This is a genomic window from Ramlibacter lithotrophicus, from assembly GCF_012184415.1.
Taxonomy (GTDB): domain Bacteria; phylum Pseudomonadota; class Gammaproteobacteria; order Burkholderiales; family Burkholderiaceae_C; genus Ramlibacter; species Ramlibacter lithotrophicus.
Map to the genome: position 1 here is coordinate 915,611 of NZ_VTOX01000001.1, position 26,645 is coordinate 942,255.

At 68.8% G+C, this 26,645-nt stretch carries 25 protein-coding genes and 1 tRNA gene; 10 read left to right on the forward strand and 16 right to left on the reverse strand.

Going from position 1 to position 26,645, the window contains the following annotated elements; all coding sequences use genetic code 11:
- Positions 1 to 29 precede the first annotated feature (29 nt).
- Together RAMLITH_RS04305 and RAMLITH_RS04310 are read left to right on the forward strand one after the other, a co-directional pair.
- Positions 30 to 1,097, forward strand: a complete 1,068-nt coding sequence (locus RAMLITH_RS04305; protein WP_168106060.1) for a TRAP transporter substrate-binding protein — start codon at positions 30 to 32, stop codon at positions 1,095 to 1,097.
- A 113-nt stretch (positions 1,098 to 1,210) separates the two neighbouring features.
- Positions 1,211 to 1,756, forward strand: a complete 546-nt coding sequence (locus tag RAMLITH_RS04310; RefSeq protein ID WP_168106061.1) for an NUDIX hydrolase — start codon at positions 1,211 to 1,213, stop codon at positions 1,754 to 1,756.
- A gap of 13 nt (positions 1,757 to 1,769) precedes the next feature.
- Here the strand turns inward: RAMLITH_RS04310 and RAMLITH_RS04315 are convergent, their stop codons facing one another.
- The 12 genes from RAMLITH_RS04315 to aceA all read right to left on the reverse strand — a co-directional run bounded on the left by RAMLITH_RS04315 (position 1,770) and on the right by aceA (position 14,449).
- A complete protein-coding gene (locus tag RAMLITH_RS04315; RefSeq protein ID WP_337786100.1) occupies positions 1,770 to 3,719 on the reverse strand; it encodes a serine/threonine-protein kinase in 1,950 nt (649 codons plus the stop codon).
- Positions 3,720 to 3,826: 107 nt separating this feature from the next.
- Complete coding sequence (locus tag RAMLITH_RS04320) at positions 3,827 to 4,717, reverse strand: adenylate/guanylate cyclase domain-containing protein (protein WP_168106063.1); 891 nt, start codon at positions 4,715 to 4,717, stop codon at positions 3,827 to 3,829.
- A 121-nt stretch (positions 4,718 to 4,838) separates the two neighbouring features.
- Positions 4,839 to 4,915: transfer RNA gene (locus RAMLITH_RS04325), tRNA-Pro, on the reverse strand.
- Between the two features lie 54 nt (positions 4,916 to 4,969).
- On the reverse strand, positions 4,970 to 5,419 hold the full coding sequence (locus RAMLITH_RS04330; protein WP_168106064.1) for a MerR family transcriptional regulator: 450 nt from the start codon (positions 5,417 to 5,419) through the stop codon (positions 4,970 to 4,972).
- Positions 5,420 to 5,519: 100 nt separating this feature from the next.
- Entirely contained in the window at positions 5,520 to 5,849 is a 330-nt protein-coding gene (locus RAMLITH_RS04335; RefSeq protein WP_168106065.1) for an integration host factor subunit alpha, read from the reverse strand.
- Between the two features lie 44 nt (positions 5,850 to 5,893).
- Positions 5,894 to 8,308: a phenylalanine--tRNA ligase subunit beta gene (gene pheT, locus RAMLITH_RS04340; protein WP_168106066.1), complete on the reverse strand. Its 2,415-nt coding sequence runs from the start codon at positions 8,306 to 8,308 to the stop codon at positions 5,894 to 5,896.
- Positions 8,309 to 8,327: 19 nt separating this feature from the next.
- Positions 8,328 to 9,383 (reverse strand): phenylalanine--tRNA ligase subunit alpha, encoded by a 1,056-nt coding sequence (pheS, locus tag RAMLITH_RS04345; protein WP_168106067.1) that lies wholly within the window; start codon positions 9,381 to 9,383, stop codon positions 8,328 to 8,330.
- A 104-nt stretch (positions 9,384 to 9,487) separates the two neighbouring features.
- A complete protein-coding gene (gene rplT / locus RAMLITH_RS04350; RefSeq protein ID WP_168106068.1) occupies positions 9,488 to 9,847 on the reverse strand; it encodes a 50S ribosomal protein L20 in 360 nt (119 codons plus the stop codon).
- 29 nt (positions 9,848 to 9,876) lie between these two features.
- Positions 9,877 to 10,080 carry a 50S ribosomal protein L35 gene (gene rpmI, locus RAMLITH_RS04355; RefSeq protein ID WP_168106069.1) on the reverse strand — a complete coding sequence of 68 codons (204 nt, stop codon included), beginning with the start codon at positions 10,078 to 10,080 and terminating at the stop codon, positions 9,877 to 9,879.
- A 163-nt stretch (positions 10,081 to 10,243) separates the two neighbouring features.
- On the reverse strand, positions 10,244 to 10,846 hold the full coding sequence (gene infC, locus RAMLITH_RS04360; RefSeq protein ID WP_168106457.1) for a translation initiation factor IF-3: 603 nt from the start codon (positions 10,844 to 10,846) through the stop codon (positions 10,244 to 10,246).
- Between the two features lie 100 nt (positions 10,847 to 10,946).
- On the reverse strand, positions 10,947 to 12,854 hold the full coding sequence (gene thrS / locus RAMLITH_RS04365) for a threonine--tRNA ligase (RefSeq protein ID WP_168106070.1): 1,908 nt from the start codon (positions 12,852 to 12,854) through the stop codon (positions 10,947 to 10,949).
- Between the two features lie 269 nt (positions 12,855 to 13,123).
- Positions 13,124 to 14,449: an isocitrate lyase gene (aceA, locus tag RAMLITH_RS04370; RefSeq protein ID WP_168106071.1), complete on the reverse strand. Its 1,326-nt coding sequence runs from the start codon at positions 14,447 to 14,449 to the stop codon at positions 13,124 to 13,126.
- Positions 14,450 to 14,825: 376 nt separating this feature from the next.
- On the opposite strand from aceA, the gene RAMLITH_RS04375 reads away from it, so the two are divergent.
- Entirely contained in the window at positions 14,826 to 15,725 is a 900-nt protein-coding gene (locus RAMLITH_RS04375; protein WP_168106072.1) for a DMT family transporter, read from the forward strand.
- Positions 15,726 to 16,080: 355 nt separating this feature from the next.
- Positions 16,081 to 16,524, forward strand: coding sequence for an SWIB/MDM2 domain-containing protein (locus RAMLITH_RS04380; protein WP_168106073.1), 444 nt, complete (start codon positions 16,081 to 16,083; stop codon positions 16,522 to 16,524).
- A gap of 77 nt (positions 16,525 to 16,601) precedes the next feature.
- Here RAMLITH_RS04380 and RAMLITH_RS04385 read toward each other — a convergent pair whose 3' ends face one another.
- Positions 16,602 to 18,335 (reverse strand): thiamine pyrophosphate-binding protein, encoded by a 1,734-nt coding sequence (locus tag RAMLITH_RS04385; protein WP_168106074.1) that lies wholly within the window; start codon positions 18,333 to 18,335, stop codon positions 16,602 to 16,604.
- Positions 18,336 to 18,373: 38 nt separating this feature from the next.
- Here RAMLITH_RS04385 and RAMLITH_RS04390 point away from each other — a divergent pair, with 38 nt between their 5' ends.
- From RAMLITH_RS04390 to RAMLITH_RS04410, 5 genes are all read left to right on the forward strand, one after another.
- Positions 18,374 to 19,024 carry a TetR/AcrR family transcriptional regulator gene (locus RAMLITH_RS04390; protein WP_168106075.1) on the forward strand — a complete coding sequence of 217 codons (651 nt, stop codon included), beginning with the start codon at positions 18,374 to 18,376 and terminating at the stop codon, positions 19,022 to 19,024.
- A 74-nt stretch (positions 19,025 to 19,098) separates the two neighbouring features.
- Complete coding sequence (locus RAMLITH_RS04395; protein WP_168106076.1) at positions 19,099 to 20,079, forward strand: tripartite tricarboxylate transporter substrate-binding protein; 981 nt, start codon at positions 19,099 to 19,101, stop codon at positions 20,077 to 20,079.
- A 49-nt stretch (positions 20,080 to 20,128) separates the two neighbouring features.
- Entirely contained in the window at positions 20,129 to 21,292 is a 1,164-nt protein-coding gene (locus RAMLITH_RS04400) for a Gfo/Idh/MocA family protein (protein WP_168106077.1), read from the forward strand.
- Between the two features lie 8 nt (positions 21,293 to 21,300).
- The gene (locus tag RAMLITH_RS04405; protein ID WP_168106078.1) at positions 21,301 to 22,485 is read left to right on the forward strand and encodes a dihydrodipicolinate synthase family protein; all 1,185 of its coding nucleotides are present in this window, start codon (positions 21,301 to 21,303) and stop codon (positions 22,483 to 22,485) included.
- Positions 22,486 to 22,490: 5 nt separating this feature from the next.
- On the forward strand, positions 22,491 to 23,381 hold the full coding sequence (locus tag RAMLITH_RS04410) for a sugar phosphate isomerase/epimerase family protein (RefSeq protein WP_168106079.1): 891 nt from the start codon (positions 22,491 to 22,493) through the stop codon (positions 23,379 to 23,381).
- Positions 23,382 to 23,405: 24 nt separating this feature from the next.
- On the opposite strand, the gene RAMLITH_RS04415 is transcribed toward RAMLITH_RS04410, so the two are convergent.
- Positions 23,406 to 23,951 carry a bactofilin family protein gene (locus tag RAMLITH_RS04415; protein ID WP_168106080.1) on the reverse strand — a complete coding sequence of 182 codons (546 nt, stop codon included), beginning with the start codon at positions 23,949 to 23,951 and terminating at the stop codon, positions 23,406 to 23,408.
- A gap of 224 nt (positions 23,952 to 24,175) precedes the next feature.
- Here RAMLITH_RS04415 and RAMLITH_RS04420 point away from each other — a divergent pair, with 224 nt between their 5' ends.
- A complete protein-coding gene (locus RAMLITH_RS04420) occupies positions 24,176 to 24,895 on the forward strand; it encodes a DUF1444 domain-containing protein (protein ID WP_168106081.1) in 720 nt (239 codons plus the stop codon).
- Between the two features lie 45 nt (positions 24,896 to 24,940).
- On the opposite strand, the gene RAMLITH_RS04425 is transcribed toward RAMLITH_RS04420, so the two are convergent.
- Together RAMLITH_RS04425 and RAMLITH_RS04430 are read right to left on the reverse strand one after the other, a co-directional pair.
- The gene (locus RAMLITH_RS04425; RefSeq protein ID WP_168106082.1) at positions 24,941 to 25,945 is read right to left on the reverse strand and encodes a tripartite tricarboxylate transporter substrate binding protein; all 1,005 of its coding nucleotides are present in this window, start codon (positions 25,943 to 25,945) and stop codon (positions 24,941 to 24,943) included.
- Positions 25,946 to 26,071: 126 nt separating this feature from the next.
- Entirely contained in the window at positions 26,072 to 26,641 is a 570-nt protein-coding gene (locus RAMLITH_RS04430; RefSeq protein ID WP_168106083.1) for a histidine phosphatase family protein, read from the reverse strand.
- Between the last annotated feature and the right edge of the window lie 4 nt (positions 26,642 to 26,645).

Here is a 26,645-nt window from a genome sequence, read left to right on the forward strand (position 1 = left end):
CTTAGGCGGCTTTCAGGGAGAACGAGAGAATGATCCAGCGCCGCACGCTCCTGCAATCCTCGGCCGCCGTCGCCCTGGGCGCCCCCGGGCTCGCCGCCCTGGCCCAGCAGTCGGTCACCCTGAAGTTCCACACCTTCATGCCGCCGCAGTCGAACGTGTGGCTGACCATGCACAAGGCGTGGATGGACAAGGTCGAGAAGGCGTCGAACGGCCGCATCAAGTTCGAGGCCTATCCCGCGATGCAACTGGGGGGCACCCCGGTGCAGCTGTACGACCAGGCCAAGGACGGCGTGGTCGACATCGTCTGGACGCTGCCCGGCAACACCGCCGGTCGCTTCCCGCGGATCGAGGTGTTCGAGCTGCCGTTCATGATGAACAACGCCGAGGCTACGTCGAAGGCCTATTGGGAATACGTGCAGACGATGGCGCCCGACGAGTTCAAGGACACGCAGGTGCTGGCGCTGCACGTGCACGGCCCGGGCATGTTCCACACCAAGGACAAGCTGGTGAAGACCGCCGCCGACCTGCGCGGCATGAAGCTGCGGGGCCCGACGCGCCAGATCACGAAGATGCTCGGCTACCTGGGCGCCACGCCGGTGGGCATGCCGCTGCCCGGCATCCCCGACGCGCTGTCCAAGGGCACCATCGACGGCTGCGTGATCCCGTGGGAGGTGGTGCCTTCGGTCAAGGTGCACGAGCTCACGAAGTTCCACAGCGAGTTCGATCCGGCCGGCGGCGCCTTGTACACGACGACTTTCGTGATGGCCATGAACAAGGCGAAGTACAACTCGCTCGCGCCCGACCTGAAGAAGGTGATCGACGCCAACTCGGGCCTCGCCACCTCCGCCTGGCTGGGCAAGGTTCAGCAGGGCAACGACCCGGCGGGCCGCAAGGCCGCCGAGGCCGTCAAGGACACCACCATCTACACCATTCCCGCGGCGGAAGCGCAGGAGTTCAAGCGCAAGGCGCGGCTGGTCGAAGTCGAGTGGGCCGAGGACATGAACAAGCGCGGCTTCGACGGCAAGAAGCTGCTGGAGGGCGCGCGCGCGTTGATCGACAAGCACGGCAAGGGCGGTGCCCCGGCAAGGAAGGCCTGATCCGCAAAGGTTCGTCGAAGGGGTCCGTCGGGCCCCTTTTTCTTCGTGGGCGGCCCGCCGGCTCGGCGCCCGGCGCCGTCGCTGCACCGGCGGTTTGAAATTACACTCGCACGATGCTGCGCAGCCCCATCAGACATTGCCGGAATTGCGGGGCGGCGGTGGTCTACCGCGTGCCCGACGACGGCGATACGCGCGAGCGGGCGGTCTGCCCGGCCTGCGACACCATCCATTACGAGAACCCCCTGAACGTGGTCGGCACCGTGCCGTACTGGGGCGACCGCGTGCTGCTGTGCAAGCGCAACATCGAGCCGCGCTGGGGCAAGTGGACCCTGCCGGCCGGCTTCATGGAACTGGGCGAGAGCACCGAGGAAGGCGCGGCGCGCGAGACCGTGGAAGAGGCGGGCGCGCATTTCGAGATGGAGGACCTGCTGTCCGTGCTGAGCGTGCCCCGCGTCGGGCAGGTGCACCTCTTCTACCGCGCCCGCCTGCTGAGCGACCGTTTCGATCCGGGCCACGAAACGATCGAGGCCCGGCTGTTCGCCGAAAGCGAGATTCCCTGGGACGAGATTGCCTTCCGCACCGTGCGCGAAACGCTGCTGGCCTACTTCGCCGACCGGCGCGCCGCCCGCTTCCGCGTGCACAACCTCGTGATCACCTGACCGCCGCGCACGCCTAGTTCCGCACGCGGCTTTCCTCGCGCAGCTTCGCGTCGGCGCGCCGCTGCACGCAGAGCGGATGGTTGCGCGCGGCGGGCTTGTCGCACTGCTCCGCCAGGCACAGTTCCCGGGAGATGAAGACCTTGTCGCGGCATGCGTCGGCCGGATTGCTGGCCGCGGGGCGCGCCGGAGGCGGCGCCGGCCGCGGCTGCTCACGCGCTTCCGGCGCCGTCGACGGAGCAGGCTCGGGGGTCGCCACCCGCGGCGTGTCGACCGGCGCCGGCGCGGCGGGTGCCGGCTTGGCGACCGGCCGGGGTCTGGCCGGCGGCGGCGGCTTCGACGCGGTCGCGGCGGGCCGGCGCCCCGGCTCGGCTGCCACGGGAAGAGCGGCGGAAGACGGCACTTGAGGCGCCACCGCCGACGCGGCGGAGGCGGCCGCGACCGGCGCGGATGCGGCCCCGGCCGCCGCGTCCGAGTTCTGCGCGCCGCCGCCGCGCAGGACCATCACCAGCGCCACCACGCCGCCGACGGCCAGCGCGGCGACACCGGCCAGCACCGCCGTCGCCGGCAGTCGTGACGCCGCGCCCGCATCGTTTTCGGGCGCCGCGGCGTCCTGGTGCGCGGGCGGTGCCGGCCGCAGCGGCACGGTCGTGGCGTCGCCGCCGGAGGGCCCCGGTGACGGCGCCACCGCGGGAACGCTCATGTCGACGGCCACGGCGCGCGGCTGCGGCACGGTCGGCATCGACTCCTGGGGCGCCCTGCGCGCGCCAGCGCCCGGCGCGAGCGGAATCGTCGAGAGGCCGTCGCTCGCCTCCGGAGACCGTTGCGGCGCGACCGCGCCAGCCGCCAGCTCCGGACGGGACGAAGCCGCCGCGCCGGCCTCGGCCGCCGTCATGCCGCTCAGCACGGTCTGGTCCGGCGCCGGATCGGTCCCGAGCTTGCGCAGGCGGCGCCGCGCCAGGTCGGCATAGATGCCGGACGGGAATTTCGCGAGGAACACCTCGAGGTCTTCCGGGTCGCTGGAGTCCTTGACGTCCTTCCAGTAGACCAGTTCCAGTTCCTGGGTCACGGTGCTGCCCATCGGCATCGTGCCGCCGGGACTCGTCACCAGGTAGATGCCGCCCTTGGCACTGCGCGCGGGGTTGGGCGGCGGCACGACCGTGGGATCGTCCGCCTGTCGCATCGCCGACCGCAGGGCGTTGGCGAACTCGCCGGCCGTCGCATAGCGCTGCTCCCGGTCCTTCGCCAGCGCCTTGGCCACGACCGCGTCGATGGCCGCCGGCAGCCGCGCGTTCACCGAACTCGGCGGCCGCGGCGCCTGGCCGACGATCTGCTGGATGATCGCGAACTCGTTGTCGCCGTCGAACGGCCGCTGGTCGGTCAGCAACTGGTACAGCAGCACGCCCGCGGAGAACAGGTCGGCGCGCGCGTCGATCTGCTGCCCCTGGACCTGCTCGGGCGCCATGTACTTGAGGGTGCCGACCATCGCGCCCTGGGTGCGCGTGGCGTCGCCCCCGTCCTGGATCCGCGCGACCCCGAAATCGGTCAGCTTCACGCGGCCGCTGGCCTCGATCAGCAGGTTCGCCGGCTTGATGTCGCGGTGCACGATCCCCTGCCGGTGCGCGTAATCGAGCGCCGACAGCAGGTCGTCGACCATGCGCAGCGACTGTTCCAGCGAATAGCGCTCGCCGCCATCGAGATGGTGCTTGAGGTCGTCGCCATGGATGTACTCCATGACCAGGAAGGCGACGTCGCCGTCGCGGTCCGAGTCGTAGACGCTGACGATGTTGGGATGCTGCAGCCGGGCGGCCGAGCGCGCCTCGGTGCGAAAACGCGACTCGTATTCGGTCGCGGCTTCCGGGGAGAGGTTCTCCACCTTGACGGTCTTGATCGCGACGCGCCGGTCGAGGTTGGGATCGCGGCCCTCGTACACGATCCCCATGGCGCCCTTTCCGAGAACGCGCACGATTTCGTAGCGGCCAAGCTTTCGAAGACTCACAACAGCAAACGCGCTCCAGGCTGGGGTGAACGCATTCTAGTGCGCTGTCGCCGCCGCGCCCCGCCCGATGGCGCTCAGCCCCTGACCGCGAACCGCACGGGCGGGCCGCTGCCGGGGCCGCGTTCGCAGCCCAGGGCGATCTCCCCGTGTCCCACCAGGTAGCACTCGGTGCGGCGCAGCACCAGCGGTTCGCGCTGCTCGCCGAAATAGACCCAGGAGCCGGAACTCGAGGTGTCGCTGAGGACGAACTGGCCGCCGCGCCACTCCACGGTGGCATGGACCCGCGACACGCGGGCGTCGTTGACCGCGAGCGACGCGGTGGTGGCCCGGCCCAGCGTCAGCTTCTCGCCGCGCGGCTCAAGGCGCAGCAGTTGTCCCGGCGCCGACAGCTCGAGCCAGCGCGTGCCGGCCTCGCTGAACATCGACGTCCCCAGCAGGGTGCGGTCGGAGTCGGCCTCTTCCTGCCAGTCGACCCGGAACACGTCGGTCGCCTCGGACTTCCCGCGCAGGTACATCGGGCCCAGGCTGCGCAGGCGCGCGCGCGCGGCCGCCGGCAGCGCATCGTGAACGCGCTGGGTCGCCAGGATCTGCTCGCCGCCGGCCAGGTCGGCGAGCCGTGCCGCGCTGTTGACAGCGTCGCCGTAGCAGTCGCCGCCGATCTCGACCACGTCGCCCGAATCGATGCCGATCTGCATCTGGACCGGGGCGCCGCCGGCCCCCGCGTGCACCGGTTGCTCGCGCAGGCGGCGCTGGATCGCGACGCACGCCGCGACCGCGTCGCCCTCGGCCGGAAAGACGACGAACAGCCCGTCCCCGAGCAGCTTCACCACGCGCCCGCGGTGCTGCTCGAAGGTCTTGCCGATGGTGGCCGTGAGCTGCGTGACGAAGCGGCCGGCGGTCTCGTCGCCGAGGCGCTCGAACAGGCCCGTGCTGCCGACAAGATCCGCGAAGACGACTGTCGCCATGATGTTCAGTGCAATGCTGTGGGAATGGAGTGCCCCTCGCGGCACATTCTCGCCGAGGGCGGCGGGCCGCGCAAAAGCAAACGGGCTCCCGCATCGCTGCGGGAACCCGTTGACGTTCGACTGGTCGGCGTGGCGGGATTCGAACTCGCGACCCCTTGCACCCCATGCAAGTGCGCTACCAGGCTGCGCTACACGCCGGACAAGCTGCAGATTATAGCGTGGCGCGAACGCGTGCCGCGCGGCGCACCCTCATCAATGCGTGGTCGAGAGCAGGTCGCGGATCTCGAACAGCTCACGGCGCACCAGCAGGAGCTGCTGCGACACGGCCTCGCGCTCCTCGGGCGGCAGGCTGTCCTCGAAGTCTGGAAAGGCGGAGTCCTCGACCTCGATCACCTCGACGCCTTCGAGCATCACCTCGCCGGCGCGGCGCTTGTCGCGCTCCACCTGCACCAGCTCCTGCAACTTGTTGCGCGCGCCGCTGATCGTGAACCCCTGGTCGTACAGGAGGTCACGGATGCGGCGGATCATCAGCACCTCGTGGTGCTGGTAGTAGCGCCGGTTGCCGCGCCGCTTCATCGGGCGCAGCTGCGTGAACTCCTGCTCCCAATAGCGGAGCACGTGCGGCTTGACGCCGCACAGGTCACTGACTTCGCCGATGGTGAAGTAGCGCTTGGCTGGGATGGCTGGAAGAGCTTTCTCCATTGAAAATCAACGTGATACGGGAGAAAGCTCCGAGGTTACTCTAAGGCGCGGCGGCGCGCAAAGCCTGTTACCCGCGCCTGGCCCGCAGTGTTGCGCGGGGTCAATTCCCTTCGCCGCCCTGGCTCTGGATCTGTTCCTTCAGCTTGTGGCTGGCATGGAATGTCACCACCCGCCGGGCCTGGATCGGGATCGCCTCGCCGGTGCGCGGATTGCGGCCCGGCCGCGGCGCCTTGGTGCGGATCTGGAAATTGCCGAATCCGGAGATCTTGACGTCCTTGCCTTCGACCAGGCTGTCCGCGATGAGGTCGAAGAACGCATCGATCATGTCCTTGGACTCGCGCTTGTTGAGGCCGATCTGCTCGAACAGCAACTCGGAGAGCTGGGCCTTCGTCAGGGCCGGCGTTTCCAGGCTTTCAACGGCGAAGTCCATGCTCTCCTCGTCCTGCGGTGTTCCGGCGAGCGCGTCCATTGTGATCAACCCCTCAATCGGCCGCCGAGCTGCGTGGCGATGCGATCGACCACGGTTGCGACGGCCGCCTCGATCTGCTCGTCCGTCAGTGTGGCTTCGCTGCTGGCGAGCGTCAAGCGCACGGCCATGCTTTTCTCGTTCGCGGCGATGCCGGCCACTGCCTGCTTCGGCTTGTACACGTCGAACAGGAAGGCGTCGCGCAGCAGCTGGCCGCCGGCGGAGCGCACGGCTTCGAGGACGGCATCGTGGGCCACGTGGTCGGCCACGATCACGGCGATGTCGCGCTCCGCCGGCTGGAAGCGCGGCACCGGCTGCGCGGCGGGCACCCGGCGCTGCGTCACCGCCTCCAGGTCCAGTTCGAACAGCACCGGGGCGTTGGCGAGCTCCCAGCGCTGCCGCCAGCGCGGGTGCAGTTCGCCGACGAAGCCGACCTCGCAGCCGTCGACCCACACGGACGCACAGCGCCCGGGGTGCAGGGCCGGATGGGCGGCAGGCTTGAACTGCGCCCGCACCGGCGCAAGCAGGCTCTCGACGTCGCCCTTGCCGTCGTAGAAATCGACGGGGCCCGCCTTGCGTGCCCACTGCAGGCCCTCCGCGTCACCGTAGGCCAGTCCGGCCACGCGCATCGGCTGGCGGATGCCGCGCACCGTCGTGTCGGTCGTCGCCACGGCCGCATCGCGCATGAAGACCCGGCCCAGCTCGAACAGGCGGACCCGCTCGGCCTTGCGGTCCAGATTGAACTTCAGGGCCTGCAGGAGCGAGCCGAACAGCGACGAGCGCATGACGCCCATCTGGCTGGCAATGGGGTTGAGCAGCTTGATCGGGTCGGAATTGCCGGCGAGATCGCGCTCCCAGCTCTCCTCGACGAAGCTGAAGTTGATCGTTTCCTGGTAACCGAGCCCGGCCAGCAGCCGGCGCACGGCGAAGCGGCTGCGCCGTCCCTCCGGCGGCAGCTTCGCCGTGATCGGCGCGAGCGGCGGTGTCGTCGGCAACTGCTCGTACCCGATGACCCGCGCCACCTCCTCGATCAGGTCTTCCTCGATCGTCAGGTCGAAGCGGTACGGCGGCGGCTTGACCGTGAGCGTTCCATCGGCGGCAGCGACCTCCAACCCCAGGCGGGTCAGGGCGTCGTTGCACTGCTGCGCCGTGAGCGGCATCCCGATCACCTTGGCCGCGCGGGCGACCCGCAGCGTCACCGGCTTGCGCTCCGGCAGCCGAAGCACCTGGTCGTCCATCGGTCCGGCCTCGCCGCCGCAGATCTCCAGGATCAGCCGCGTGATGTGCTCGATGTGTTCGACGGTCTGGCTGGGGTCGACGCCGCGTTCGAACCGATGGCCGGCGTCGGTCGAGAAGTTGTAGCGGCGCGAGCGGCCCTGGATCGCCTGGGGCCACCAGAAGGCGGCCTCGACGTAGACGTTCCTCGTCTCGTCGGACACGGCCGTGGCGTCGCCGCCCATGATGCCCGCGAGCGATTCGACCTGCCGGTCGTCGGCGATGACGCCGACCTGCTCGTCCACCGTCACCGTGTTGCCATTGAGCAACTTCAACTGCTCGCCGGGCGCGCCCCAGCGCACCTCGAGGCCGCCATGGATCTTGTCGTGGTCGAAGATGTGCGAGGGCCGGCCGAACTCGAACATGACGTAGTTCGAGATGTCCACCAGCGCGGTGACGCTGCGCTGGCCACAGCGCGCCAGCCGGTCCACCATCCACTGCGGCGTTTTCGCCCTGGTGTCGACGTTGCGCACCACCCGGCCCGAGAAGCGGCCGCAGAGGTCGGGTGCGTGGACCCTCACACGCAGCATCGCGTCGTGCGCCGGCCGCACCGGCGCGAACGCCGGCTCCTTCAGCGGCGCGCCGGTCAGGGCGGACAGCTCGCGGGCGACCCCGTACACGCTGAGCGCATGCGCGAGATTGGGCGTGAGCTTGAGCGTGAACAGCGCGTCGTCGAGCTTGAGCACCTCGCGCACGTCCGCGCCCACCGGCGCGTCCGCGGCCAGCTCCAGCAGGCCCGCGTGATCCTCGGAGAGCTGCAGCTCGCGTGCCGAGCACAGCATGCCCTGGCTCTCGACACCGCGCAGCTTGGACAGCTTGATCTGGAACGGCTTGCCGTCCTCGCCGCCCGGCAGCTCGGCGCCCACCAGCGCACACGGCACCTTGATGCCGGCACGCGCGTTCGGGGCGCCGCAGACGATGTTCAGCAGGGCGCCCTGCCCCGCGTCGACCTGGCACACGCGCAGCCGGTCGGCCTGGGGATGCGGCACCGCTTCCTTGATCTGGCCGACGACGATCTTCGTGAACGGCGGCGCGACCGGCCGCAGTTCCTCGACTTCGAGCCCGCCCATGGTGAGCGTGTCGGCGATCTGCTGGGTGGTCAGCGGCGGATTGCAGAACTCGCGCAGCCAGGACTCTGGGAATTGCATATCTGGATTCGGGTCGGGATCAGCGGAACTGCTTGAGAAAACGAACGTCGCCGTCGAAGAAGAGGCGCAGGTCGTTGACGCCGTAGCGCAGCATCGTCAGGCGGTCCGGTCCCATGCCGAACGCGAAGCCGATGAAGCGCTCTGGGTCCAGCCCCATGTTGCGCACGACTTCCGGGTGCACCTGGCCGGAGCCCGCCACCTCCAGCCAGCGCCCGGCCAGGGGGCCGTGCTGGAACTGGATGTCGATCTCCGCGCTGGGCTCGGTGAACGGGAAGAAACTGGGACGGAAGCGCAGCGCCAGGTCGTCGCTCTCGAAGAAGGTGCGGCAGAAGTCGGTGAAGACGACCTTCAGGTCCTTGAAGCTCACGTTCTCGCCGAGCCACAGCCCTTCGCACTGGTGGAACATGGGCGAGTGGGTGGCGTCGCTGTCGACGCGGTACGTGCGCCCCGGGGCGATCACGCGGATTTCCGGCATCGTGCCGCCGGCCTTCACCGCGTCCGCGTACTTCTTGATGTGCTGGTGCGCGTAGCGGACCTGCATCGGGCTGGTGTGCGGCCGCAGGTTGTACGGAATGCCGTCGTCGCCCTGGATGTCGACGTAGAAGGTGTCCTGCATCGAGCGCGCCGGGTGGTTGGGCGGATTGTTCAGCGACGTGAAGCTGTGCCAGTCGCTCTCGATCTCCGGGCCGTCGGCCACGTCGAAGCCCATGCTCGCAAAGATCCGCTCGATCCGCTCCATGGTCAGGCTCACCGGGTGCAGGCCGCCGGGCTCGCGCGCGCGCCCAGGCAGGCTGACGTCCAGCGCCTCGGCCTTCAGCTGCGCCTCCAGTTCGGCATCGGCGAGCTGCTGGCGCCGCTCGGTGAGGGCGGCCTCGATCGCCTGCTTGGCCACGTTGATCGCCGCGCCGCGCGCCTTCTTCTCTTCGACGGAGAGCGCGGCCAGGCCCTTCATCAGCTCCGTGATGCGGCCGGACTTGCCGACGAACTGCGCCTTCGCGTTCTCGAGGTCGGCGGGGGTGGCGGCGCGGGCGAAGGCTTCGCGCGCGCTGCCGACGATGGGATCGAACTCGTTCATGGTGGTCTTCGATGGAAAACAGGGGCTAGTGCCGTCAGCCCTAGCCCCTGTTCCTGTTCTGTCGTAGGCACCCCCGCAAACCGGGTGCGTGCCTCGCCTGAACCTCAAGCAGCCAGCTTGGCCTTCACCTGCTCCACGATGCCGGCAAAAGCGGCCTTGTCGTGCACGGCGATGTCGGCCAGCACCTTGCGGTCGATCTCGATGCCGGCCTTGCGGATGCCGTTGGCGAACTGGCTGTACGTCATCCCTAGTTCCCGGGCCGCCGCGTTGATACGGGCGATCCAGAGCTGGCGGAAGACGCGCTTCTTGGTGCGGCGGTCACGGTACGCATACTGGCCCGCCTTCATCACCGCTTCCTTGGCGATGCGGAAGACGTTGCCGCGGCGGCCGCGGAAGCCCTTGGCAAGGGCGAGCACCTTCTTGTGGCGGGCGCGGGCCGTTACTCCACGTTTGACGCGAGGCATATGAGTTCTCCTTCAGTTCGTCAGTGGGTCTACAGGCCGGCGAAGGGCAGCATCTGCGCCATGTGACCCATGTTGGTCTCATGGACGGCGACGGCCCCACGCAGGTGGCGCTTGTTCTTGGTGGACTTCTTCGTCAGGATGTGACGCTTGAAGGCCTGCGCGCGCTTGACGGTCCCACCGGGACGAACGCGGAAGCGCTTCTTGGCCCCGCTCTTGGTCTTCATCTTGGGCATTGCTGCTCCTTCTTTTCTTGTGCTCGTGAGGCGCCGCGAAGCATTCGCGTCTTGATGGCCCCGAGCCACTTGTGTGGCGGGTCTTTCGACCCTCCACCGGCGGCGGGGCGAGCCCCGCCTTCATCGCCGCCCCGGCGACCAGCCGTTGCAGCGTGATTCTTCGTCAGGCCGAGGCTTGCGAGGCCTCGGCGGCCGCCGGCCTGGGCGCCGGCTTCTTCTTGCCCGGCGCGATCATCATGATCATCTGCCGGCCTTCCAGTTTCGGAAACTGCTCCACCACGATCAGGTCGGCCAGCTCGTCGCGGATGCGGTTCAGCAAGGCCATCCCGATTTCCTGGTGCGTGATCTCGCGGCCCCGGAAGCGCAGCGTGATCTTGCACTTGTCGCCTTCGGCCAGGAAGCGCCGGATGTTGCGCATCTTGATGTTGTAGTCACCGTCGTCGGTGCCCGGCCTGAACTTGACTTCCTTGATCTCGATGACCGTCTGCTTGGCTTTCGCCTCCGCCGCCTTCTTCTGTTCCTGGTACTTGAACTTGCCGTAGTCCATCAGCCGGCACACCGGCGGATTGGCCGTGGCGGCAATCTCGACCAGATCGACGTCCAGCTCGCCCGCCATGCGCAAGGCCTCTTGCAGGCTGACGATGCCGAGCGGCTCGTTTTCGGGCCCCGAGAGGCGGACTTCCGGGGCCATGATTTCCCGGTTCAGGCGGTGTTTGCGTTCCTCGCGGTGGCGACGGTCGCGAAAATCAGTAGCGATGGTCCAAATCCTTCAATGACACTGCCGCCTTCCGGCGGCGACAACTGCCTGCACGCGCGCGCCGCGCAAGCCGCCGGAAATCCCGGCGCGACGGGCGCGGCCGCACCCGTCAATGCTTGCTGGCGATATCCGCCGCGATCCTCTGGGAGAAGGCTTCGAGGGACATCGCGCCGAGGTCCTGGTTGCCCCGTGCGCGCACTGCGACAGCACCAGCCGCCTTTTCCTTGTCGCCCACGACCAGGATGTAAGGCAGCTTCTGCAGCGAATGCTCGCGTATTTTATACGTAATTTTCTCGTTCCGCAGATCGAGCTCCACCCTAAGCCCTTGATTTTGCAGAGCTTTGGCAACATCCCGGGCGTAATCGGCCTGCGCGTCCGTGATATTGAGCACGGCCACCTGCTGTGGCGCGAGCCACACGGGCAGCGCCCCGGCGTGCTGCTCGATGAGGATGCCGATGAAGCGCTCCATGCTGCCGACGATCGCCCGGTGCAGCATGACCGGGCGGTGGCGGGCGCCGTCCTCGCCGACGTACTCGGCGTCCAGCCGCTCGGGCATGGAAAAGTCCACCTGGATCGTGCCGCACTGCCATTGCCTCCCGATCGCGTCCTTGAGCGTGTACTCGATCTTGGGGCCGTAGAACGCGCCTTCGCCGGGCGAGATCTCGAATTCGCAGCCCGACGCGCGAAGGCTCTCCATCAGCGCGTGCTCGGCCTTGTCCCAGCTCTCGTCCGAGCCGATGCGCTTCTCGGGCCGGGTCGCGATCTTGTAGATGATGTCGCTGAACCCGAAGTCGCGATAGACCTTCTGCAGCAGCGTCGTGTAGGTCGTGCACTCCGGCAGGATGTGCTCTTCCGTGCAGAAGATGTGGCCGTCGTCCTGGGTGAAGCCGCGCACGCGCATGATGCCGTGCAGGCCGCCCGTCGGCTCGTTGCGATGGCACTGGCCGAACTCGCCGTAGCGCAGCGGCAGGTCGCGGTAACTCTTGACGCCCTGCTTGAAGATCAGGATGTGCCCGGGACAGTTCATCGGCTTGAGCGCGTACTCGCGCTTTTCCGACTCTGTGACGAACATGTTCTCGCGGTACTTGTCCCAGTGGCCGGTCTTCTCCCACAGCGACTTGTCCAGCAGCTGCGGGCCCTTGACCTCCTGGTAGCCGTTCTCGCGGTAGACGCGGCGCATGTACTGCTCCACCTCCTGCCAGACCGTCCAGCCCTTCGGATGCCAGCACACCACGCCGGGCGCATGGTCGTCCATGTGGAACAGGTCCAGTTCGCGGCCCAGCCGTCGGTGGTCGCGCTTCTCCGCCTCCTCCAGCATCTTCAGGTATTGCTGCAGTTCCTCCTTCGAGGCCCAGGCCGTGCCGTAGACGCGCTGCAGCATCTCGTTGCGGTGGTCCCCGCGCCAGTACGCGCCGGCCACTTTCATCAGCTTGAAGTGCTTGAGCCGGCCGGTGCTCGGCACGTGCGGGCCGCGGCACAGGTCCTCGAAACCGCCCTCGCGGTACAGCGAGACGTCCTGGTCCGCCGGGATGCTCTCGATGATCTCGGCCTTGTAGTGCTCCCCCAGGCTCTTGAAGTGGCGCACCGCCTCGTCGCGGGGCAGCACGCGGCGCGTGACCGGCTCGTCCTTCGCCGCCAGCTCCGCCATCCGCTTCTCGATCGCGGCCAGGTCCTCCGGCGTGAAGGGCCGCTTGTACGCGAAGTCGTAGTAGAAGCCGTTTTCGATGACCGGGCCGATGGTGACCTGCGCCTCGGGAAACAGCTCCTTGACGGCGTAGGCCAGCAGGTGGGCCGTCGAGTGCCGGATGACCTCCACCCCTTCGGGGTCCTTGGCCGTGACGATGGCGACCGGCGCGTCGTGGTCGATCGGGTGGCTGGTGTCGACCACCTTGCCGTCGACCTTGCCGGCGAGCGCCGCCTTGGCGAGTCCGGGGCCGATGGAGGCGGCGACGTCGGCCACCGTGACCGGGCCGGGAAACTGGCGTTGCGAACCGTCGGGGAGCGTGACTTGGATCATGGTGCGAGATGAGGAGCGTGAGGCCAACGAAAAAGCGCGGGACGAGCCGCGCTTTTCGAAGGTGAAGTGCGAAAGACTTCGCTGCCCGCGCGCGACCGCCCGACCCTAGCGGGTGGTGAACCCTGTGGTGGACGTTCGCGGTGTCATAACCGGGGTGCCTTTCTCGCTCTTGTTGGCCGGGGAATGCCGCCATTCTACCCGTCCACGGTGGCGCTGCGGTCGCCGCCCCCGGCCGCGGACCGGGAGCGCGCCGCCGCGCCGCGCCGTGTTCAGGCCGCCTTGCGCTCGTCGAGGAATTGCGCGTCCTCGGTGGAACCCTTCAGGGCGGCCGTCGACGCCTGCGCTTCGATCGTCGTGGTCACGGCGTCGAAGTAGCCGGTCCCCACCTCGCGCTGGTGCTTCACGGCCGTGAAGCCCTTGCTGGCCGCGGCGAACTCGGCCTGCTGCAGTTCCACGAAGGCCGTCATGCCGTTGCGGGCGTAGCCGTGCGCCAGGTTGAACATGCCGTAGTTGAGGCTGTGGAAGCCGGCCAGCGTGATGAACTGGAACTTGTAGCCCATCGCCCCAAGCTCCTTCTGGAAGCGGGCGATGGTCGCGTCGTCCAGGTTCTTCTTCCAGTTGAACGACGGCGAGCAGTTGTAGGCCAGCAGCTTGCCGGGGAATTTCGCATGGATGGCGTCGGCGAACTGCTTGGCGAACGCCAGGTCCGGCGTGCCGGTCTCGCACCAGATCAGGTCGGCGTACTCGGCGTAGGCCAGGCCGCGGCTGATCGCCTGCTCGATGCCGTTGCGGCTGCGGTAGAAGCCCTCCACCGTGCGCTCGCCGGTGAAGAACTGCTGGTCGTTCTCGTCGACGTCGCTGGTCACCAGGTCGGCGGCCTCGGCGTCGGTGCGCGCCAGCAGGATCGTGGGCGTGCCCATCACGTCCGCGGCCAGGCGGGCGGCGACCAGCTTGGACACGGCTTCGCGGGTGGGCACCAGCACCTTGCCGCCCATGTGGCCGCACTTCTTGGCGGCGGCCAGCTGGTCCTCGAAGTGCACGCCGGCGGCGCCGGCTTCGATCATCGCCTTCATCAGCTCGAAGGCGTTCAGCACGCCGCCGAAGCCAGCCTCGGCGTCCGCCACGATCGGGGCGAAGTAGTCCACGTAGCCCTCGTCGCCGGGAGCCTTGCCTTCGGCCCACTGGATCTGGTCGGCGCGGGTGAAGGTCGCGTTGATCTTCTTCACCACTTTGGGCACCGAGTCCACGGAGTACAGCGACTGGTCGGGGTACATCTCGCCGTTGCTGTTGGCGTCGCCGGCGACCTGCCAGCCGGACAGGTAGATCGCCTTCAGGCCGGCCTTGACCTGCTGCATCGCCTGGTTGCCGGTCAGCGCGCCCAGCGTGTTGACGAACGGTTCGGTGTTGATCAGGCTCCACAACTTCTCGGCGCCGCGCCTGGCCAGCGTGTGTTCCACCTGCAGCGAGCCGCGCAGGCGCACGACGTCGGCGGCGCTGTAGCCGCGCTTGATGCCCTTCCAGCGGGGGTTCTCCGCCCAGTCCTGTTCGATCTGGGCGATCTGCTGTTCGCGGGTGAGATGGGTCCAAGAGGTCATGGCGTGTGCTCCAAGGTTGATTGAAAACTCGCGGCCGTACTGCGTTGCCTTGGATCTGACTTTAGGTCTTCTAGAAGACTTGCGGAGCATCTTGTGTCTTATACAAGAGATAATTTTTCTTTTTGTATATCAATGACTTGCGATCATGCTTTCTCGATGAGAAATTCCGTCTCTCATATCGAGAAATTTCGCTGCGGTGCAATACGCACTTTATTCATCATGTGAAATGTCGTTTTCGCCCCATGCGCAGGCACCCCCGCCGGTGGCACGCGGCGACGGCGCTCGCGCGCGCCGGGGACAAGCCCCCGGCCGGGCGGGCGATGCGCTCATGCGCGGTGGTGCATGATCGAGTCTTCGACTCACCACTCACACGTCCATGGGGCCGCAGCGCCTTCTTGCCTATGCCTGCCTCGCCCTGAGCATGTCGCTGGTGGGCAGCTACGTCGCGCTGTCGAAGACGCTGGTCGCCGCGTTTCCCGTGCTGCTGCTGGCGTGGCTGCGCTTCGGGATCGGCGGCGCAGCGATGTTGCACTGGCTGCGCCGGCCGGCGGACGAGCCGCCCATGACGCAGCGCACACGCCAGCTCCTGTTCCTCGAGTCGTTCCTCGGCAACTTCCTGTTCTCGATCTTCATGCTGTACGGCGTGAGCCTGACGAGCGCCGTGGCCGCCGGCGTCATCATGGCTTCGATTCCCGCCGCAGTGGCGCTCCTGAGCTGGGCCTTCCTGCGCGAGCGGATCGCGCCGCGGACCTGGGCCGCGGTCGGCTGCGCCGCCGGCGGCATCGCGCTGCTGGCGCCGAGCCGGTCCGCCACGGGACCCGCCGGCGGCGAGTGGCAGTGGCTCGGCAACCTGCTGGTGTTCGGCGCCGTGCTGTGCGAGGCCTCGTACGCCGTGATCGGCAAGAAGCTCACCGGCAGCCTCGGCCCGAAGCGCATCACCGCGATCATCAACCTGTGGGGGCTGGCGCTGGTCACGCCGCTGGGTCTCTGGGCGGCGCTGCGCTTCGATTTCGCGGGGGTGGCGCCCGGCATCTGGCTGCTGCTGCTGTTCTATGCGCTGGCGGCCAGCGTCTGGACCGTGTGGCTCTGGATGACGGGCCTCAAGGGTGTGCCTGCCGCGCAGGCCGGCGTGTTCACGGTGATGCTGCCGGTTTCGGCCGCGCTGGTCGGCGTGTTCGTGCTGGGCGAGCCGCTCGGCGGCACGCAGCTGCTCGCCTTCGTGCTGGCGCTCGCCGGCGTGCTGCTCGCGACGCTGCCGCCGGGCCGCGGCCTCTAGCGACCGCTCGCGGGCCGGTGCACGCCACGTGCGCCGCGACGCGGTGGGAAGGGCTTTTTCCCAGTGGCGGCGCGCGCTTGATCGCGCTTTCTCCTGCGCAGCGTGAGGAGCGCACGGCCCGCGCCATGCGCCTCCCGTGGCGCCGGGAGCGCGTGCGACGCACCGCGCAACGTCGCGATCGGGTCCGCGCCAGAGGGAAAACAGCCTGAAATGCGCGTGCAAAAAACGCACACGCCAGAGTGAAAAAAGCGATTTTTCGCTTGGAAACGCGTTTTTTCTCCAGTAGCATCCGCAGTGCCAGTGGGGAATGCAGGTTCCCATTGGTGATTAATCAACTTCTAGAAGGAAAATCATCATGGCAACTGCGAAAAAAGCCGCCGCGAAGAAGGCACCGGCGAAGAAGGCTGCCGCCAAGAAGGCGGCACCGGCCAAGAAGGCCGCGGCGAAGAAGGCCCCCGCGAAGAAGGCCGCCCCGGCGAAGAAGGCCGTCGCGAAGAAGGCGGCTCCGGCCAAGAAGGCAACTGCGAAGAAAGCCGCCCCGGCGAAGAAGCGCACCCCCAACGCGGCGTTCATGAAGCCCCTGACCCCCGACGCGTCGCTCGGCGCCGTCGTCGGTGCGGCGCCCCTGCCGCGCACGGAAATCGTCAGCAAGCTGTGGGCTTACATCAAGAAGAACAAGCTGCAAGACCAGAGCAACAAGCGCATGGTCAACGCCGACGACAAGCTGCGCGTGCTGTTCGGCAAGAACCAGGTCTCGATGTTCGAGATGGCCGGCCTCATCGGCAAGCACGTGAAGTGAGCTTCGCCTGAGACGGAAGAAGCCGGCGTCAGCCGGCTTTTTTCTTTGCGGGCAGCGCGCACGCCGCCCGACCGCCGTCATTTCTTCAGCGCGTTCTCGCGGATGGCGCTCAGCGTGCCCCGGGTCGAGATCACCTCCGGATCCAGCATCACCTCGATCAGCGTGCCTTCCGGGCGCTCCAGCGCGGCGAGCAGCGCCGGCTCGAACTCGGCGGTCGTCGTGATGCGCACCCCCGCATAGCCATACGCACGCGCCAGGCCCACGAAGTCGGGATTGGCCAGCGGCGTGCCGCTGATGCGCGCCGGATACTCGCGCTCCTGGTGCATTCGGATGGTGCCGTACATGCCGTTGTTCAGGAGCACGATGATGGACTTGCCGCCGTGCTGCACGGCCGTCGCGAGTTCCTGCCCGTTCATCAGGAAGTCGCCGTCGCCGGCCATCGTCAGCACCGGCCGCCCGGTCACGAGGCTGGCCGCGATGCCGGCCGGCACGCCATAGCCCATCGCGCCATTGGTGGGCGCCAGCTGCGTCCGGTGCCCCTTGGCGAGGCCGTGGTGCCTGAAGAAGCGGTGCATCCAGCTGGCGAAGTTGCCGGCGCCGTTGGTGAAGACCGCGTCCGCCGGCAGGTGCTTCTGGATCAGCGACACGATGGCCGGCATGTCGATGCTGCCGGGCAGCGCCTGCGGCACCAGGTTCGCGTCGTAGTCGGCGCGTGCGGCCTGCGCCCAGTCGCGCCAGGGCACCTGCGGCGGCGCCTCCAGCGCTTCGAGCGCCACGGCCGCCGCCCCCATCGATGCGTTGATCGCGAGGTCGGCGCTGTAGACGCGGTTCAGTTCCTCGGCGCCGCCGTGGATGTGCACCAGTTGCTGGGCCGGCCGCGGCACCTGCAGCAGCGTGTAGCCGCCGGTCGTCATTTCACCCAGCCGCGGGCCGACAGCGATCACCAGGTCGCTCTCCCTGATGCGCGCGGCCAGCTTCGGGTTGATGCCGATGCCCACGTCGCCGGCATACAGCGGGTGGTGGTTGTCGAAGATGTCCTGGAAGCGGAAGGCATTGCCCACCGGCAGCGACCACTTTTCCGCGAAACGCTGCAGCGCCTGCGCGGACTCGACGGTCCAACCGCCGCCGCCGGCGACCACGAACGGCTTGCGCGCCGCGAGCAGCAGGTCGCGCAACCGGGACAGCGACCCCGGATCGGGCCAGGCCTGCGAGGCTTCGACGCGCGGCAGCGGGCGCGCCCGGGTCGTCTTGGTGAGCATGTCTTCGGGCAGCACCACGACCACCGGACCCGGCCGGCCGTTCATCGCCGTGGCAAAGGCACGGGCGACGTACTCCGGAATGCGGTCGGGGTCGTCGATGCGCTCCACGCGCTTGGCCAGCCCCTTGGTGCTGGGGCCGAAGAAGCTGGTGTACTCGACTTCCTGGAACGCCTCGCGGTCGCGCTGGTCGCCGGCGACGTCGCCCACGAACAGCACCATCGGCGTCGAGTCCTGGAAAGCGGTGTGCACGCCGATCGAGGCGTTGGTGGCGCCCGGCCCGCGGGTGACGAAGCAGACGCCGGGACGGCCGGTGAGCTTGCCCTGGGCCTCCGCCATGAAGGCGGCGCCGCCCTCCTGCCGGTTGATCACGAAGCCGATCTTGTCGCGGTACGCGTGGAAGCCGTCCAGGACGGCGAGGTAACTCTCGCCGGGCACGCCGAAGACGCGCGGCACGCCTTGCGCGACCAGGCACTCCACCAGCAGGTGGCCGGCGAGCTGGCCCGGATCACGCGCCTCGGGGGCGCCGGAGGGGTTGCTGTTCGATGAAACCATGGCTTGACTTTATTAACTGTACGGTGAATTATGCGGCCATGCCAAGAGACGCTGTCCCGGCCGCCGAAGAGCGCCAGCGCGATGCCGACCGCTCGCAGAGCACGATCTTAGCGGCGGCCCGCGACGAGTTCGCGGAGCACGGCCTGGGCGGCGCGCGGATGGAGCGCATCGCCGAGCGCGCCGGCGTCAACAAACGGCTGATCTACTACTACTTCGAGGACAAGGACCGCCTGTTCCAGGCCGTGCTGGAACAGGCCTACCGGCACATCCGGGACGAGGAGCGGCAGCTGAACCTGCTGGCGCTCAGGCCCGTGGACGCGGTGCGGCGGCTCGTCGAGTTCACCTGGGACTACTACCTCGCCCATCCCGAGTTCCTGTCGCTGCTCAATAGCGAGAACCTGCAGGCCGCGCGGCACCTGGAGAACTCGCAGCGGGCGCGCGAGATGAACTCGCCGCTGATCGCCACGCTGGGCGAGATCCTCGAGCGCGGCCGCAAGGAAGGGAGCTTCCGCGGCGGCATCGACCCGCTGCAGCTGTACGTCTCGATCGCCGGGCTGGCCTACTTCTACCTGTCCAACCACTACACCCTGTCGGCGATCTTCGGCCGCGACCTCATGACGGCGAAGGCACGCAACGAGCGGCTCACGCACATCTGCGACGTGATCCTCGGGTATGTCCTGAGGAACTGAGGCGCGTCCACCCGCTTGCGGACTGCCATTTCCTGCCCCCATAATTCACCAATCAGTTAATTAGGAGACACATCGTGAACATCACCCGTCGCACGTTGGCAGCTTCCCTCGCGAGCCTGGCGCTGCTGTCGCCGCTCGCCGCGCAGGCGCAAGCCGGCTACCCGAACAAGCCCATCCGGGTGATCGTGCCCTTCGCCGCCGGCAGCACGACGGACATCATCGCCCGCGCCATCTCCGACAAGATGAGCCAGAGCATGGGCCAGCAGCTGGTGATCGAGAACCGGGGCGGCGCCAGCGGGACGATCGGCCAGGCCCTGGTGGCGCAAGCGGCGCCAGACGGCTACACGATCATGGTCCATTCGTCGTCGCACACGGTGAGCCCGTCCACCTTCGCGAAGCTGCCGTTCGACACCGAGCGCGACTTCGCCGGCGTCACGCCGATCTCGAGCACCCCCAACGTCCTGGTCATCTCGCCGGCCAGGAACATCCGGACGCTGAAGGACCTGCTGGCGGCGGCGCGGGCCAAGCCGGGCAGCATGAACTTCGCGTCGGCCGGCCAGGGCAGCGCCACCCACCTGAACGCGGAGAAGTTCAAGCTCGCGGCGAAGATCGAGGCCACCAACATCCCCTTCAAGGGTTCGGCGGAGGCCGTCACGGAAGTCATGGCCGGACGCGTCGACTACTACTTCTCGCCGATCGCGCCGGTCATCGGCCACATCCGCACCGGCCAGCTGCTGGCGCTGGCGGTGGACTCGCGCAAGCGCGCGAGCGCACTGCCCGACGTGCCGACCACGGCCGAAGCGGGCGTGCCAGGCTCGGAGTTCAACTTCTGGATCGGCATGATGGCTCCCGCCAGGACACCGCGCGAGATCGTCAACCGGCTGCACGACGAGGTGGTCAAGGCCCTGAACACGCCCGAAGTCAAGGAACGCTTCGCCGCCCTGGGCGCCGATGCCTGGACGCTCAAGCCGGAGCAGTTCGACGCCTACATCCGCGACGAGATCAAGTCCAACGCCGTGCTGGTCAAGGCCGCCGGCCTGGAAGTCCAGAAATGACGACGGGCGGCGGCGGCGCGCCGGCGGCGACCTGAAAGGACCGAGCTTCATGCCCACCCAACGACTTGGACTGATCATGCACGGCGTCACCGGACGCATGGGCATGAACCAGCACCTGATCCGCTCCATCGTGGCGATCCGCCAGCAGGGCGGCGTGACCCTGGCCAACGGCGACAAGGTGATGCCGGACCCGATCCTGATCGGCCGCAACGCCGAGAAGATCGAGGCCCTGGCCCGCGCCCACGGCATCGAGCGCTGGGGCACCAGCCTCGAACAGGCCCTGGCGAACCGCGAGGACACCGTGTTCTTCGACGCGGGGACCACCCAGATGCGCCCCACCCTCCTCGCGCAGGCCATCCGGGCCGGCAAGCACGTCTATTGCGAGAAGCCGATCGCGACCAACCTCAACGAGGCGGTGGAGATCGCCCGCCTCGCGCAAGGCTCCGGGCTCAAGCACGGCGCCGTGCAGGACAAGCTGTTCCTGCCGGGCCTGCGCAAGCTCGACATGCTGCGCCGCGCCGGCTTCTTCGGCCGCCTGCTGTCGCTGCGGCTCGAGTTCGGCTACTGGGTGTTCGAAGGCGACCTGCAGCCGATCCAGCGTCCGAGCTGGAACTACCGCGCCGAGGACGGCGGCGGAATCATCCTGGACATGATGTGCCACTGGCGCTACGTGCTGGACAACCTGTTCGGCGAGGTGAAGTCCATCTCGTGCCTGGGCGCGACGCACATCCCGCAGCGCTGGGACGAGGCCGGCCGGCCCTACCCCGCCACCGCCGACGATGCGGCCTACGCCACCGCGGAACTGGTGGGCCACGGCGGCGAGCCGGTCATCGCGCAGCTGAACATGTCGTGGGCGACGCGCGTGCGCCGCGACGACCTGGTCACCTTTCACGTCGACGGCACCCATGGTTCGGCCGTGGCCGGCCTGCAGGAGTGCCGCGCGCAGAGCCGCGTCACCACGCCCCGGCCGGTCTGGAACCCGGACGTGAAGCAGACGATGAACTTCTTCGACCAGTGGCAGGAAGTGCCCGACACCCAGGTGTACGACAACGGCTTCAAGATCCAGTGGGAGCACTTCATCCGCCACGTGGTGGACGACGAACACTACCGCTGGACGCTGCCCGAAGGCGCCAAGGGCGTGCAGCTGGTGGAAGCGGCGCTGCAAAGCTGGAAGGAGCGGCGCTGGATCGACGTGCCGCCGCTCGCGATCTGAGAACGGCCATGGCACTCGCACTGCACCTGCCGACGCCCGCCGGCGCCCTCGCCGCCTACCAGTTGCGTGGCACCAGTCCCGCCCGGCCGGTGGCGGCAATCAGGTTCGACCGCATCGCGTACTCCGCGGCGCACGTGGTGGCCGATCCGCTGGCCGCCGTCGATCCCTGGATCCAATGCGCCGTGGACTGGGACGCGACGATCGCGTACCGGCGGCACCTCTGGTCGCTGGGCCTGGGCGTCGCCGAGGCCATGGACACCGCCCAGCGTGGCATGGGGCTGGACTGGCCCACCTCGCTGGAGCTGATCCGCCGTTCGCTCGATGCGGCCAGGGACGTCCCCGGGGCACTGGTCGCCTGCGGCTGCGGCACCGACCACCTTTCGCCCGAGGCCGCGCATTCGCTCGACGACGTGATCCGCGCGTACGAGGAACAGATGGCCGCCATCGAGCGGCTCGGCGGCCGGCTGATCGTGATGGCCAGCCGCGCGCTGGCACGGGTCGCGAAGTCGCCCACCGACTACGAGAAGGTCTACCAACGCATCCTGTCGCAGGCCAGGCAGCCGGTCATCCTGCACTGGCTGGGCGACATGTTCGACCCGGCCCTGGCCGGCTACTGGGGCACCAAGGACATCGACGCCGCCATGGACACGGCGCTGGGCATCATCGCCGCGCACGCCGACAAGGTCGACGGCATCAAGATCTCGCTGCTGGACAAGGACAAGGAGATCGCGATGCGCCGGCGCCTGTCGCCGGGCGTACGGATGTACACCGGCGACGATTTCAACTACGCGGAGCTGATCGCCGGCGACGGCCATGGCACGGCGACCACGCATGGCCGCAGCGATGCGCTGCTGGGGATCTTCGACGCGATCGCGCCCGCGGCCAGCGCCGCGCTGGGCGAACTCGCGCAGGGGAACGTCGAGAAGTTCCACGCGATCCTGGGCCCCACGGTGCCGCTGTCGCGCCACATCTTTGCGGCCCCCACCCGCTTCTACAAGACGGGCGTGGTCTTCATGGCGTGGCTCAATGGCCACCAGCGCCACTTCACGATGGTCGGCGGCCAGCAGAGCGCGCGCTCCCTCGTGCACTTCGCCGAGCTGTTCCGGCTGGCCGACGCGGCCAACCTGCTGGAGCAGCCGGAGCTGGCCGTGCGTCGCATGAAGACGCTGCTGGCGCTGCACGGCGTCGACTGACACCGATGCGCGACTTCTCGCACGACCACCGCTGGCTCTCGATCAATACCGCGACAGTGCGCCGGTCGCATGGCGTCGACCTGCCGTTGCCGCGGATCATCGACGCATGCGCGCGGCGCGGGATCCGCGCGATCTCCCCTTGGCGCGACCAGGTCGCCGCGGCCGGCCTGGACACGGTGTCGAAGCTCGTGAAAGCGCATGAGCTGGAGCTGTCCGGCTACTGCCGCGGCGGCATGTTCCCCGCCGCCGATGCGCCGGGGCTTGCCGCGGCACGCGACGACAACCGGCGCGCGGTCGACGAAGCGTGCGAACTGCGCGCGGCCTGCCTGGTGCTGGTCGTCGGCGGCCTGCCGGGCGCGCTCGCCGGGCGGCCCGCGCACAAGGACATCGCCGGAGCGCGCGCGCAGGTGCGCGACGGAATCGCCGAACTGCTCGAGTACGCGCGGCCGCGCCGCATGCCGCTGGCGATCGAGCCGCTGCATCCGATGTATGCCGCCGACCGGGCCTGCGTCAACACGCTGGAGCAGGCCCTGGACCTGTGCGAGGAACTGGATCCGGCCCGCGACCCGGCGGGGCCGCCCGCGCTGGGCGTGGCGGTGGACGTCTACCACGTGTGGTGGGACCCGAAGCTGCAGGCCCAGATCGGTCGCGCCGGCCGGCGGCGGCTGCTGGCCTTTCACGTGTGCGACTGGCTCACGCCGACCACCGACCTGCTCAACGACCGCGGCATGATGGGCGACGGCGTGATCGACATCCCGCGCATCCGCGGCTGGGTCGAGGCGCAGGGCTATGCCGGCTACAGCGAAGTGGAGATCTTCTCCACCGGAAACTGGTGGCGCCGCGGCCACGACGAGGTGCTGGACACCTGCATCGCGCGTCACCGCAGCGCCGTGTGACGCCGGCCTCGGCCGGCACGAGGCTCAGCCGACGGCCTGGACCCGCTGCACCGTGTTCGTCGTGCGCACCGGGGCGGCGGCGGGGGTGGAAGCGCCGTACTCGATCTCGCCGGAGAGCTGGCCGCCCTCCTCGATCACCACCTTGCCGTAGCGCACGCGGCCGGTCACCTTGCCGGTGGCGTAGATCACGAGCTTCTGCCGCACCGTCAGCGTGCCGTCGAACGAGCCGCGGATCTCGGCGATGTCGATCTCGGCCGACCCCTTGAAGGAGCCGCGCTCGGAAATCTGGATCACGCGCGAGTCCATGGTGGCCTCCACCGAGCCTTCGACGACCAGCGTGTCGCAATCGGTGATCTCGACGCCCTTGAGCTTGATGTTGGGTCCGACGGTCAGCTTGCTCTCGCCTTCAGCGGTGGACACCGTGCTTGCGGCGGCGGGGGCCGGAGCCGCGGTGGCCGGCGTGGCGGCCGTGCTCGCGACCGTGCCAGTCGCTGCCGCGTTCGGGCCGGTCTGGCGCTGGGCGTAGGTGTCCGGCTCGCGCTTGTTGAAGAAGGGAGACTGCAGTGCCATGGTGAACTTCCTCTGAGTGGCGTTGAATGAGGTGCCGATGCTACGGACGAGATCCGCCGCGTTCCAGACCGGCGGCGCAAGATCGGTAACAAACGTCGTTGGCTCGTTGCGACGCCACCATCGGTGCGCGCGACTTATTCCGCGCGTTGCATCCGGCGGCCTTGCCGCGCGGGTGGCGGCGCGTCACCATGTGTGTTCGAGGATGGGACCGGAGGAGAAGCCGCATGGGCAAGAGCAGTCATCACCGCTCCAGGGTCGCGCGCATCGCGCTGGCATGGGTGCTCGCCTGCGGCAGTGCCGCCGCGGGACAGGCCGGATCCGACGCGGAAGCCATAGCCACCGGCGCCGGCAACCTGCTCGCGGTGCTGCGCGAGTCGGCGGGCGAGAACAAGCTGGACGAGGCACTGCGGCCGTATGGGCCGCTGCAGGCCACGACGCCGCAGGGGCGGCGAGTGGAGTTCGAGACCAGCTGGTACCAGTACCTGGGCGACATGCACATCCGGCTGGTGTTCGACGGCGAGCGCACCCTGCAAAGCGCTTCGCCCGACGACCTCGCCCGGCTGCAACTCACCCCCGACGAGGCGCTGCAACTGGCGGTCGCGAACCTGCGCCGGGTCTACGGCGAGCCGCACGTGCAGCCATGGAGCGGCGGCCTGATGCAGGTGAAGGCCGCCGCGCCGGAGTTGACCAGCAGCTACTTCCTCGACCGCGAGTTCTGGCAGGCGCTGCAGACCCGCCATCCGGACGGATTGGTGGTCGCCGTGCCGCGCCGCGGCGGCCTGGTGTACGCCAGCGCGCGCGATGCAGCCGCCGTCGAGAGCCTGCGCTTCAGCGCGGCCGCTCTCTACGCCGGCGGCCCCGGCGCGCGCCTCTCTTCGGCGCTGTACCTGTTCAAGGACGGCCGGTGGTCGGTCTTCCAGGCGCCGCAGCCGCCGGCCGACTGAAGCGGCCCGGAACGAGCGCATCGCCCCTGGTGGGCGATGCCCCGGTCAGTCCACCTTGGCGCCGGACAGCTTGACGGCGCGGCCCCACTTCTGGATCTCGGCAGCGACGAAAGCGTCGAACTGCGGCCCGGTGGTGGGCGCCGGCACCGAGCCGCGTTCGGTGATGAAGCGCACCATGGGCTCGCTGCTCAGGATGGCGTTCACCTCGCGCTGCAGGCGGGCGACGATGTCCGGGCTGGTGGCGCGCGGTGCCATGAGGCCGAGCCAGCCGACGGCCTCGAAGTTCTTCACGCCCGGGACGCCGGTTTCAGCGACGGTCGGCACGTCGGGCAGCAGCGTCGAGCGGGTGATCGAGGTGACCGCCAGCGGCACGGCCCTTTTCGACTGGATGTGCGGCAGGGCTGCAGTGACCGAGTCGACCATCAGCGGAACCTGGTTGCCGAGGAAATCGGCCTGGGCGGGCCCGCTGCCGCGGTAGGGGATGTGCGTCACGTACAGGCCGGCCATGGCCTTGAACAGCTCGCCCGAGAGGTGTTGCGTGCCGCCGATGCCGGCACTCGCGTAATTGAGTTCGCCCGGCTTCGCCCTGGCACGCGCGGCAAGTTCCTTCATGGAACGGATGCCGGCGTCGGGGTGGGCCAGGAACACCAGCGGCACCTTCGCGACCAGCGAGATCCCGACCAGGTCCTTCGTCGGATCGAAACTCACCTTCGGGTACAGCGTCTGGTTGACGGCCATCGCGCTGCCGGCCACCAGCAGCGTATAGCCGTCCGGCGCCGAGCGCACGACGAATTCGGAGCCGATGTTGCTGCCGGCACCGGCCTTGTTTTCGACGATCACCGGCTGGCCCAGGCGCTTGCCGAGTTGCTCGGCGAGCGCGCGCGCGAAGATGTCGGTCGCCTGTCCGGTCGGGAAGGGGACAATGAACTTGATCGGCTTGTCGGGCCACTCGGCGCGCGCCGGTTGCGAGAAGAGGGCCGCGCCGGCGAACAGGGCTGCGGCCAGCGCCGCCAGTCGGCGGCGCTGGAGCGGTTGCTTGGGAGAAGTCATCGGAGAAGGGAGAAATCGAATGAAGGGGATCGGCGAGCGACCGGCCGCTGGGGCCGCGCGACGCCAGGCGCAAGCATAGACGTTTCGCCGCGGCGCCCGCCGCCCCGGCCTGCCCCCTCCCGCGAGTCAGCGCCCCGGCGCCGGCAGCCGGCCGGCGACCGTGAACCGGCCGCCGCCTTGCGGGGTGACCACCAGCATTTCGGCGGGGGCGAGGTAGACGCCGGTGAGCGCCTGGATGGTCGACCCGTGCGAGACGAGCACGCGGTTGCCGCCGGCCGGCGGCTCCACCAGCGCCTTCATCTGCGCCACCTGTCGCCCTTGCGGATCGTCGCGGCCGAACAGGTTGCCCAGCGCCGGCGAGGTCTCCGGCGCGCGCCCGAACGCGATGCGAGCGGTGTCCACGCAACGGCACCAGGGGCTGGAGATCAGCCGCTCCACGGGCACCTGCCGCGCGCGCAGCGCGGCACCCGCCGCGGCAGCCTGCGCGCGCCCCGCTGCCGACAGGTTGCGCTGCGTGGCGCAATCGGCGAGCACCATCCCCTGCGGATCGCCGACGCCAGGATCGGTCTGGGCGTGGCGCATCAGGACGACCTGTCCGCCTCGCTGCAGGAGCGCCAGGAGCGCGGGGTCCGCGTGCACGCCGGACGCGAGTCCCAGCGCGAGGCCGGCGACGGCAACCAGGTCGCGGCGGCGCATGGGC